At 27.8% G+C, this 10,542-nt stretch carries 9 protein-coding genes; 1 reads left to right on the top strand and 8 read right to left on the bottom strand.

What is annotated here, in order from left to right:
• Positions 1-156: 156 nt before the first annotated feature.
• The 3 genes from GPX08_RS04475 to GPX08_RS04465 form a co-directional block, all read right to left on the bottom strand.
• Positions 157-1,758 carry a hypothetical protein gene (locus tag GPX08_RS04475; protein WP_156625652.1) on the bottom strand — a complete coding sequence of 534 codons (1,602 nt, stop codon included), beginning with the start codon at positions 1,756-1,758 and terminating at the stop codon, positions 157-159.
• A 243-nt stretch (positions 1,759-2,001) separates the two neighbouring features.
• Positions 2,002-2,772 (bottom strand): hypothetical protein, encoded by a 771-nt coding sequence (locus tag GPX08_RS04470; RefSeq protein ID WP_156625651.1) that lies wholly within the window; start codon positions 2,770-2,772, stop codon positions 2,002-2,004.
• A gap of 282 nt (positions 2,773-3,054) precedes the next feature.
• On the bottom strand, positions 3,055-3,852 hold the full coding sequence (locus GPX08_RS04465; protein ID WP_156625650.1) for a hypothetical protein: 798 nt from the start codon (positions 3,850-3,852) through the stop codon (positions 3,055-3,057).
• Between the two features lie 412 nt (positions 3,853-4,264).
• Between GPX08_RS04465 and GPX08_RS04460 the strand changes: the two genes are divergently transcribed.
• Positions 4,265-5,437: a DUF871 family protein gene (locus GPX08_RS04460; RefSeq protein ID WP_156625649.1), complete on the top strand. Its 1,173-nt coding sequence runs from the start codon at positions 4,265-4,267 to the stop codon at positions 5,435-5,437.
• A gap of 124 nt (positions 5,438-5,561) precedes the next feature.
• Here the strand turns inward: GPX08_RS04460 and GPX08_RS04455 are convergent, their stop codons facing one another.
• The 5 genes from GPX08_RS04455 to GPX08_RS04435 form a co-directional block, all read right to left on the bottom strand.
• Positions 5,562-6,470 carry a cysteine synthase gene (locus GPX08_RS04455; RefSeq protein WP_156625648.1) on the bottom strand — a complete coding sequence of 303 codons (909 nt, stop codon included), beginning with the start codon at positions 6,468-6,470 and terminating at the stop codon, positions 5,562-5,564.
• Positions 6,454-6,906 carry an S-ribosylhomocysteine lyase gene (locus GPX08_RS04450; RefSeq protein WP_156625647.1) on the bottom strand — a complete coding sequence of 151 codons (453 nt, stop codon included), beginning with the start codon at positions 6,904-6,906 and terminating at the stop codon, positions 6,454-6,456. Before GPX08_RS04450 ends, GPX08_RS04455 begins: the two co-directional genes overlap by 17 nt.
• A complete protein-coding gene (locus GPX08_RS04445; RefSeq protein ID WP_156625646.1) occupies positions 6,899-8,050 on the bottom strand; it encodes an aminotransferase class V-fold PLP-dependent enzyme in 1,152 nt (383 codons plus the stop codon). The genes GPX08_RS04450 and GPX08_RS04445 overlap by 8 nt, the downstream gene beginning before the upstream one ends.
• Before the next feature lie 245 nt (positions 8,051-8,295).
• Positions 8,296-8,922, bottom strand: coding sequence for a methyltransferase domain-containing protein (locus GPX08_RS04440; protein WP_156625645.1), 627 nt, complete (start codon positions 8,920-8,922; stop codon positions 8,296-8,298).
• A gap of 585 nt (positions 8,923-9,507) precedes the next feature.
• The gene (locus GPX08_RS04435; protein ID WP_156625644.1) at positions 9,508-10,512 is read right to left on the bottom strand and encodes an HNH endonuclease; all 1,005 of its coding nucleotides are present in this window, start codon (positions 10,510-10,512) and stop codon (positions 9,508-9,510) included.
• Between the last annotated feature and the right edge of the window lie 30 nt (positions 10,513-10,542).

The following is a 10,542-nucleotide window of genomic DNA, read 5'->3' as shown; positions in this document are numbered from 1 at the left end:
AAACTAAAAATGTATAAAAGCCCAGTATTATTATTTCAATAAGTAAACAAAAATATAACTGGAAATAAAATTTCCAGTTATATTAGTAAACTAAATTTATTATTTACACAAATTTTTAGATATTCTCTATTATACTCATTTTATCTTGATATTTTTTCAATTTAAATCTTGTTCTACTTCTACTTTTAACTGTTGATTTTGTAATACTCTTATCATTAGATTCACAATGACCTTTTCTTTAATTTTATTAATTCCTTCTTCATTATCAATTTCCTGATTCATAATCGAATTTTTATTAATATTAATTTCAAGAAATGTAGCTTTTACTAGTTCAACAAAAGGCTTTTCATTAAAGATTTCTGTAGATGAAAAACTTTGTTCATATGGATCATTTCCAATAACTGAATCTTCATTAATTTCACATACCTGATTTTCATTCCTTAAAAATCTTACTTCACTAATAGTATAGTTTTCAACAAAAATTGGTTGCCTAATAAAATTAATTCTTATAGTGAAATTAAAAGGTACTTCAACTGTGCAATATCTCATGTTCCCAAAATCATTTTCTTTTCCCAAATCATTATAATTCGTAGTTTCATACTCAATATCTTTTTTAATAATACCTTTTATAAATAGCACTCCAGTATTAGGTTCCGTATTGCTTGCTGAAAATGGAATAAGATGTGATTGAGTTAAGAAAACTTTCATCTTAATTCGTTTAATCTCCTTAATATTCCCATCTATTTTAATAGTATCTTCAATAGAAATTGTTATATTTGCCTCTGCCAATATAACAGGAAGATTAATATATATACCTTCAGTAGTAATCTTATTATTTTCGTAATCTCTTTCTTTTACAACAACCTCATACTCTTCATCTAAAGATTCTTTATTAACTTTTCCTAAAAATTTATTATCTCTTTGTTCTATAAATTCCTTATCACTTTTTTCTAGGCATACTTCATCATTATCTTCTAAAGATGCTTTGTCCTCTTCTACTAAAAATCCCTCTTCTTTTTCTTCTAATAGTTCTTTAGAGTTTTTCTGTAATAATTCTTTACTTCTTTTCTTAATTAATTTTTCATTATTTTCACAAAAAAAATTACTATCATCTTTTATAATTTTTTTATTATTTTCCTTTAATGAATCTTCATTATTATCTTCTAATAATTCTCTATTAACTTCTTTTAGAAATTCCTTATCTCTTTGCTCTATAAATTCCTTATTATCTTCATTAATAGCCTCTTTTTTGTCATTTATGCAGAATTCCTCTTTCTTCTCATATAATAATTCCTCAACATCTTTTACAACTTCTTTATTGTTTTCTTCTAGAATCTCTTCGTAATTCTCTTCAAAGACTTTTTCATTATTATCTTTTATGTTAACATCTTTAAAAGAACTAAGAATTTCACTTTGTGAAGTATTATTTATATAATATTTTCTTTCATTTTCAATAATATCATTACTTATTCTATTATTTTCTTCATAATGATTTTTTAAATATAGGTAATACTTATCCTGATTTTTTATATATTCTTCATAATAATTCTTCATTGTTAAGTATTTATTATTCTGTCTTTTAATAATCTGTTCATAGTAATTTTTCATATATAAATATTGATTATTCTGCCTTCTGATATATTCTTCATAATATCTTCTCATATACATATAATACATGTTCTGATTACTAGGATTTCCATCATACTGTCTTCTCTTAAGTTGATTAAAATTTCGTCTTGAATTGTATATTCTCTCCATAATATCTCCTCCACTTAAGAACTTAATAATTTAAGTATGTAAATTTCAATATTCATCTAATTTTAAAACAGACCTAAATCTCTATTATTAAGTTTTAGGTCTGTTTTATTATTAAATAATCCTAAATCCCTATATTTATATATAAGTTGTCAAGATAATTCCATATTCTAAATATTTTTAGTTGGAAATATACATTGAATAAAATGTAAAAACTTTATTACAACTTATATACTTATCTAATAATTATAGTGCTGTAATCTTTACTTGTTGCTTTTGTAGTACCTTTAATGTTAAATTGACTACTACTTTTTCTGTAAGTTTAGTAAAGCTTTGTTCTGTAGGCGTTTCGCATTTTAAAGTTGGATTTGTGTGGATATCAATTTCTGTAATATCTGCTTTTACTAATTCAGTAAAAGGTTTTTCATTAAAGAATTCTGTAAAGAATGAACTTTGGTCACAAGGATTACGTCCAATAACATTATCTGCACAAGCATCACAACCTCGAAGTTTATCTGTAAAGAATTCTACTTCACTTGGAATAGTATTTTCATCAAAGATTGGTTCTCTAATGAATGTAATTCTTGTTGTGAAATTAAAAGGTACTTCAACTGTACAATGCCTTATATCTCCACAGATATTTGGACTTCCAACTGTGCTACAAGTTTGAGTTGCATATTCAATATTCTTTCTTATAAAACCTGCTATAAATAATATTCCTGTACCAGGTTTACCATCTTGAGAAAATGGAATAATACGAGATTGAGTCAAAAATACATTCTTTTTAATTCGTTTAATTTCCATAACTGCTCTGTCTAATGTGATAGTAGCTTCAACAGGAATTGTTACATTTAGCTCTGCTAATACAACTGGGACTTTAACAAATACATGTCCACATTTAATTACATCAGGTATTACAGGAGTTTGTTGAGTTAATGATTGCACCTCGGAATCAACAGTTGCACAATGTTCTGCTACAACTTTAAAATCATTTGTGTCTTTATTATTTTCATTCATTATAAGGTATCCTCCATATTCATCTTATTAAAAGTAATTAATATATCTAATGTATGATATACAAATTTCGCTTTTTTCGTACATGAATAAACAAAAACATTTCTTTTATTTATTGAGTATGATTAAAATTGTCACTCTATATTTATTAATGATATAACTAAAACAATCCTCGGCAGCACTTATATTAAGTATTGCCGAGGATATACTTATTTTAAATTATTATTCTGTTAAATAGTCAAAGCTTATAAAATGATTTTATAATTCTTAGATTCGTAGTCTCTATTAATTTAATGCTGTAACTCTTACTTGTTGATTTTGTAATACTTTTAGTGTTAAATTAACTACTACTTTTTCTGTAAGTTTAGTAAATAATTGCTCTGTTGGAGTATGACAGTCTTTATAAGGATCTGTGTGAATATCAACTTCAGCAATGTCTGCTCTTACTAATTCAGTAAAAGGCTTTTCATTGAAGAATTCTGTATTAAAGAATCCTTGATCACAAATATTACGTCCAATAACTGGATCAGCACAAGAATCGCAACTCTTATTCTTATCTGAGAAGAACTCTACTTCAACTGGAGCAAAGTTTGCAAGGAATACTGGTGGTCTAATGAAAGTAATTCTTGTTGTGAAGTTAAATGGAACTTCAACTGTACAATGTCTTATATCTCCACAAATATTAGGAGAACCATAGCTTCTACAAGTTTTAGTTGCAAATTCTATATTCTTTCTTATAAAGCCAGCTATAAATAGTATTCCAGTACCAAATCTATCATCTTGAGAGAATGGAATAATTCTAGATTGAGTTAAAAATACATTTTTTCTAATTCTCTTAATCTCTAAAGCTTCTTGATCTAATTTGATAGTAGCTTCAACTGGGATTGTTATATTTACTTCAGCTAATACTACTGGAACCTTAACAACTGCTGGTCCTGGTGTAATAACAACAGGAGCTACCGGAGTTTGTTCTGTTAAAGATTGTGGCATACTCTTAACTTCTGCACAATGTCCTCTTAAATCTGCACTTTCATTTGCAGTTATAACTGCAGTTTCATTTGTATTTAGATTGTTATCACTCATAATAACACTTCCTCCATTTTTATCTCGTTAAAATATTTTTGTTAAACCTTATATTACATAATATATAAATTCCTTGTTTTTGTGCATGGATGATTAAAAATATTTCTATTAATAATAAATATAAAATTGTAACTTTATTTGGATTTAACTAATAAAACAAAGGCTAATAATACTATACGTCATTATAGGATATTGCTTTCTTATTTTTTTATTCTTCTAAATTTAAAACATTGACTGATACCTAGAAAATGATTACAATTTAATTATAATGTGGATATAAACTGTTTAAGTACAAGCTAAATCTGTTTTGCCAAAGAGTATTTTATATTCTTCGACAAACAGTTTTTTTATATTTTAAAGATATATAAAAATTCTAATTTATAAAATATTTAATTTATAGGAGGATTATACTATGGTTCGTTTAGGAGTTTCTGTTTATCCAGAACAAGAAAAAATTGAGGAAATAGATGCATATCTAAAGCTTGCATCAAGATATGGTTTTACAAAGGTATTTACAAGTTTATTTTCTGTGCCTGGCACAAAAGAAGAAATTATTAATTACTTTAAATCTTTTACTGAAGTAGCTCACAAATATGGTATGGAAGTATCAGGTGATGCAAATGGTGAATTCTTTGCAAAGATTGACGCAACTGAAACCGACTTATCTGTATTCAAAGAAATGGGCATTGACACAATTCGTATGGACTTTGCCTTTAATGATGAAAGAGATGCCATTCTAATTAACAATAAGGATGGAATTCATATTGAAATGTCTACATCATTTGTTGATGTAATTGAAAAAGCTATAGCTAATGGTGCTAACATTGAAAATTTATCAACTTGTCACAATTTCTACCCACAAAGATATACTGCACCTAGTATTGAGAAAATCAATGATTTAAATAACTACTGGCAAAGTAAGAATATTAAAGTAGGAATTTTCATTTCAAGTCAAGTTGAAGGAACACATGGACCTTGGCCAGTAAGTGATGGGCTTCCAACAATTGAAGATCATAGAAACTTACCAATTGAGCTTCAATTAAAACATTGTTTAGTTATGAATAATGTAGATGAAATATTAATAGGAAATGCCTTTGCAAGTGAAGAAGAATTTAAAGCAATTGACAGTGTTCTGAAAGAAGTATTTATTAATGTACCAGTTAATGATTCTTTTGGTATCTTAAAGAACTTTATTCCTAATGGTGAAATAAAAAGAGTTCCTTTTAATATTAACCTTGAAGAAGATATTAGTGATTTAGAAAAAGAAATTCTATTTGATTTCAAAACACATAATGATTTGGGAGACTGTTTAAACTATATGCTTCGTTCTCGCTTTACTAGAGTTATTTATAAAGGAAAATCTATTCCAGAAAGAAAATGTGATAAAACACACTATACTCGTGGAGATGTTGTAATAGTTAATGATAACCTAGCTCATTATCTTGGTGAAATTCAAATCGTATTAAAGGATATAGAAGTGGATGGTCAACGTAACTTATTAGGACGTATTTCAGAAGAAGAAATAATGTTATTAGATTCTATGAAGGGTACAGAAATCTTCGGTTTCATTAACAAGACTAAATAACATTCATACTTATAATAAAATTATCCATAAGAATATCCCACTATTACATACAGTAATATGTATTGGGTGATAATATAAAAGCTGATTCATGAATTACCATGAATCAGCTTTTTGCTTTAATCTTTTAGTAAATATTTTTACTAAAATACCTATCTCCTCTATCAGGCAAAATAGTAATTATATTACCTTTCTCTATTTTATCTGCTACCTTTAATGTTGCTGATATAGCTGCTCCAGAAGAGCTTCCTACAATAATTCCTTCCTTTAATGCAATTAGCTTTACCATATCATAAGCTTCTTTATCAGAAATCTTTATAACATTATCAACAAGATTCATATCCATTGTATTTGGAATAAAGTTATTTCCTATACCCTCTATATCATAACAGCCTTCAATTCCTCCCCCCATGGTAGAGCCTTCTGGATCTGCTAATATTGCCTTTATATTATTATTTTTCTCCTTCAAAAACTTTACTACTCCAGTAAAGGTACCTCCACTTCCAGCACCTGATACAAAGTAATCTATTTCTCCATTCATTGCTTCATATATTTCAGACCCAGTTTGCTCATAATGAGCAAGAGGATTTGCTTGATTTTCAAATTGTCTTAAGCTTATTGAATTCTCTATAGTTAAAAGTAATTCATCAGCTTTTTCCACAGCACCAAGCATTCCATCCTTTCTTGGAGTATTTACAATTGTAGCTCCTAAAGCCCTCATTAAAGTTTGCTTTTCTATAGAGAATTTTTCAGGAACTACAAATATTATATTGTAGCCCTTATTTATTGCTGCAATTGCTATTCCAATTCCAGTATTTCCTGCAGTTGCTTCAATTATTGTATATCCTCTTTTTAATATTCCTTCTTTTTCAGCTGCCTCAATCATATAAATTCCTATTCTATCTTTAACACTTCCTCCAGGATTGTTATTTTCAAGTTTTGCAAATATATTAACTCCTGCCTTAATATTTAAATTATTAAGTTTAATTATAGGTGTATTTCCTATTAGCTCTTGTATATTATCGAAATACTTCACTGCTAAATCCCTTCTCTAATACTTTATTAGAATATTCCTTTGCAAGTTCTAAAGAGTGATCTCTGTAATTGCCACATTGAAGTTCATTAGCTGCTGGAACTTCCTCTTCATCTAGCACTTTTCTCAAACTATATTCTAATGCTTCTATTACAGTATCTACTTCAACCTCTCCCCAAACAGTCATATAAAAACCTGTCCTACATCCCATTGGTGAAATATCTATTATATTATCTATCTTTTCTCTTATAAGCCCTGCAAGTAAATGCTCTAAGCTATGAATTGCTTTATTTGGCAATACTTCTTCATTTGGCTGCATAAATCTTAAATCAAATTTTGATATTATATCTCCTTTTACACCTTTTTGAGTGCCACATTTTCTAACATAAGGTGCCTTAACCTTTGTGTGATCTAATGAAAAACTTTCTACTTTAACCATTTATCTTACTCTCCTTTAATGCATTTTCTATATCTTTAATTAAGTCTTCAAAATTTTCTATACCAATAGATAATCTTATTAAATTATCAACTATTCCAACCTTTTCTCTTATTTCATAAGGTATTGAAGCATGAGTCATTGAAGCTGGATGACAAGCTAATGATTCAACTCCACCTAAGCTTTCTCCAAAAGTTATTATCTCAAGTCCATTAAAAAACTTTTTATAGTCATAGCTGTTTTTTATTACAAATGAAATCATTCCACCATAGCCCTTAGCTTGTCTTTTTTGAATTTCATATCCTGGATGATTTTCAAAGCCTGGATAATACACCTTTTCTACTTCTTCTCTATCTCTTAAAAATTCAGCAACCTTCTTTGCATTTTCATTATGCCTATCCATTCTAACAGCTAATGTCTTAAGACCTTTTATTAACATAAATGAATCAAAAGGAGATAAAACACCACCAGTTGAATTTTGAATAAAATGAAGTTTATTAGCTAAATCCTCATTATTAACAACAACTAATCCAGAAACTGTATCACTATGTCCACATATATACTTAGTAGCACTATGAACAACTATATCAGCTCCAAGGTTAATTGGTTTTTGAAGGTAAGGAGTCATAAAAGTATTATCAACTATAGTGTATATGTTCTTTTCCTTGGCTATAGTTGAAATACCTTTAATATCAGTTATATCCATTAAAGGATTTGTTGGAGTTTCTATAAAAATAGCTTTTACATCTTCATCAATACTTTTCTTTACTTCCGCTAAATTAGAAGTATCAACTATTTTATATTTAATTTCAAAGTGATTAAAAACCTTATCTAAAACCCTAAAGGTTCCCCCATATAAATTATTTGAAATAACTATCGTATCTCCAGATTTAAAAAGGGAAAGAACGGCAGTTGTAGCTGCCATTCCTGAAGCAAAAGCAAAACCTGCATAACCTTCCTCAAGCTCTGAAATAAGTTTTTCTAATGCCTCCCTTGTTGGATTTTTTGTTCTTGAATATTCATACCCCTTATTTACACCAAACTCAGGTTGCTTATAAGTTGAAGTCTGGTATATGGGTATATTTACAGCTCCTGTTTTCTCATCTCCATCTATTCCACCATGGATTAATAATGATTCTATTTTCATTTTATAATTGCCCCCTATTATTTTTATAAATAATTCTTTTATAATTAATTCCTTTTCAAAAATTAAGTTCAGACATAAAAATCTTTACTGGTTAATCAATTTATTATATAGAATTCTTTCCTAGTTATTTAAGCTTTTATATAAAATTCATCATAGCTGATTAAGTTTTTGTATAAATTCACTCTAACCTATTAAGCTTTTAGTTTTACTATATTTTATATTCACTTTTTATAGTAATTTTATATCTATTTCTTAATTGCCTTAGCTATAAAAATTCCAGTTTCAGTAAATTCTCCTTTACTTGAATAGCCTTTACAGCTTAAATCTGTATTTTCTATTTGTATATTGTTAAAGCCAGCTTCCTCTAGCCAATTTTTAATTTGCTCATTTGAAAATCCAAGCCATTCATCAAACATTTCTACTTTCGCCCATTCACCATCATGCTCCATAACATCAGATATAATAACTACTCCATCCCTTTTTAGGACTCTATGCATTTCTGATATAGCTTTTTTTGCATCCTTTATATGATGAAGTGCCATATTTATAAAAACAATATCTACTGATTCATCAAAAAGTGATAAGCTATCAAGTGAAGACTTGATAAGATAAAGATTTTTATAATTCTTATCTAATACATTAGCCTTTAACTGCTTAAGCATATTACTTGAATTATCTACAGAAAATACTATACTTGCTTCATTTACTAAGGCTAAAGAAACAAAACCTGTACCACATCCTAAATCAGCTACAACTTTATCCTTTATATTAGTTATTGATAAAATTTTATACTTTAACCTTTCCTCGAAATAATCACTGCGTATAACATTCCATTTTTCAGCTATAGAATCAAAGTATTGTACAGAATTCATAATATCCCTCCGTTGTTTATTATTAATTTTTCATTGTTCTATAAAATAAAAAAACTCCTACCTCTAAAAACTTAGAGGCAGAAGTAAACTTCCACGGTTCCACTCTAATTATCTTTTATATAATACATAATTATATAAATAGACATCTCAATATATTGGTACAAATATACCTCAACGCTATAACAGGCGTACCTGCTGAAGTCTACTAAAATTTCGATTCAGAGCTCAGAGATGCACTTCAATTAATATCTACTTAAAATCCCTTACAGCCATGGGGATTTCTCTCTGAAAGTTTTTATTAATTTACTCTTCTCATCTTAGCTTATTTCCTATCGGATTACTTTTTGTTTATGTAATATTATATAGATGAGGTGGGGGAAGTGTTCTTAAAATCGAGTTTTTATCTTTATAAAATAAAAATAAACTCCATAATAATTAAATATTGGAATTATTATGGAGTTTATTAATTTTTTACACTAATTTGCTCTCAATGAAACTTTTAAATATATATTATAAACTCTTCTTTTAAGAGGTATTTAAATATTCATCTCTATATCTTCAAATTTGTTTATTATATACTAGCTTTTATAATCTTCCCTTTACCTTAAATAACCCAAATACATTTGTTCTATGGTAATTTAGATTTTCTCTATCTGGAACAAAAAATGAATTTTCTGGCAGCCTTATTGATTTTCCATTAAAAGATCTTAGATACTCACTCTCAATTTCATCATGTACTATAATTTTGAAGTCATCACTTATCGTGAAAAACCCTTTATCAAATGCCCAGTGAATGTCTCTACTCATAGCTATTCCATTATTAGGTGTATATAGACCTCCGTGAGACTTAGGCTTTATATGGGCTGCTTCTAAATTATTGTAATTATCCCAACTTATAACATTACCTGTTACTGCACATAAATTTGAATAGCCTACCATAACAAAATCTCTAAACGAAGTTGAATTAAATAAATCTGCTATTTTATCTTTTGAGCCTTTGTCTGACTCTTGATTATCCATAATTTTATTTATAACTGAATTGTCAATTGCTACATTAATTTTATCATTATTTTTCAATCCATATACTTTATCCTCAAACTCTTTTATCTCTCCCTTATATATAGCAAAATTTCCTCTTATTGAAGAATTTTTAATCTCCTTATCACATAGCCTATATAACTCTGAGTTATATTGTTGTACTAATTCTAGAAAATATACAACTTGATTAATATCTTCATCTTTGTTTTCAGAAGGTAGCTCTCCTTTCCTAATTATTATAATATCATTTTCTTTAAATAAAAGTTTACCCTCCTCTAATTCTCCATTTAGATATATTCTATATTCATTTCTAGTACCGCCATGATACTTATCATTATGATATACATAGTTACAATAAACTTTTTTACTTAAGTAAAGTGGTATTATAGGCAATAGTGCTGAGTCATTTTTTTGTGTCTCTGATAATGGTGGAAACAATTTTAATACATTCACATCTTTTGATGAAAATATATATCTCCCTCTATTCGGCTTCCCATTATTAGTTACACTACCTAATTCTTGATGCCCTAGCTTTTTTAAGTAATATTCCATTTAATAATCCCCCTATTTATATATTCATAA

The organism is Clostridium tertium, from assembly GCF_902652255.1.
In the GTDB taxonomy this organism is placed as follows: domain Bacteria; phylum Bacillota; class Clostridia; order Clostridiales; family Clostridiaceae; genus Clostridium; species Clostridium tertium_A.
This window is presented reverse-complemented; position numbering and strand designations above follow the sequence as displayed.

Excerpts from the sequence above, each read along its gene's own strand:
- GPX08_RS04450 (WP_156625647.1), bottom strand. The coding sequence starts at position 6,906 with ATGGTTAAAGTAGAAAGTTTTTCATTAGATCACACAAAGGTTAAGGCA.
- GPX08_RS04445 (WP_156625646.1), bottom strand. The coding sequence starts at position 8,050 with ATGAAAATAGAATCATTATTAATCCATGGTGGAATAGATGGAGATGAG.
- GPX08_RS04465 (WP_156625650.1), bottom strand. The coding sequence starts at position 3,852 with ATGAGTGATAACAATCTAAATACAAATGAAACTGCAGTTATAACTGCA.
- GPX08_RS04460 (WP_156625649.1), top strand. The coding sequence starts at position 4,265 with ATGGTTCGTTTAGGAGTTTCTGTTTATCCAGAACAAGAAAAAATTGAG.
- GPX08_RS04470 (WP_156625651.1), bottom strand. The coding sequence starts at position 2,772 with ATGAATGAAAATAATAAAGACACAAATGATTTTAAAGTTGTAGCAGAA.
- GPX08_RS04435 (WP_156625644.1), bottom strand. The coding sequence starts at position 10,512 with ATGGAATATTACTTAAAAAAGCTAGGGCATCAAGAATTAGGTAGTGTA.
- GPX08_RS04440 (WP_156625645.1), bottom strand. The coding sequence starts at position 8,922 with ATGAATTCTGTACAATACTTTGATTCTATAGCTGAAAAATGGAATGTT.
- GPX08_RS04475 (WP_156625652.1), bottom strand. The coding sequence starts at position 1,758 with ATGGAGAGAATATACAATTCAAGACGAAATTTTAATCAACTTAAGAGA.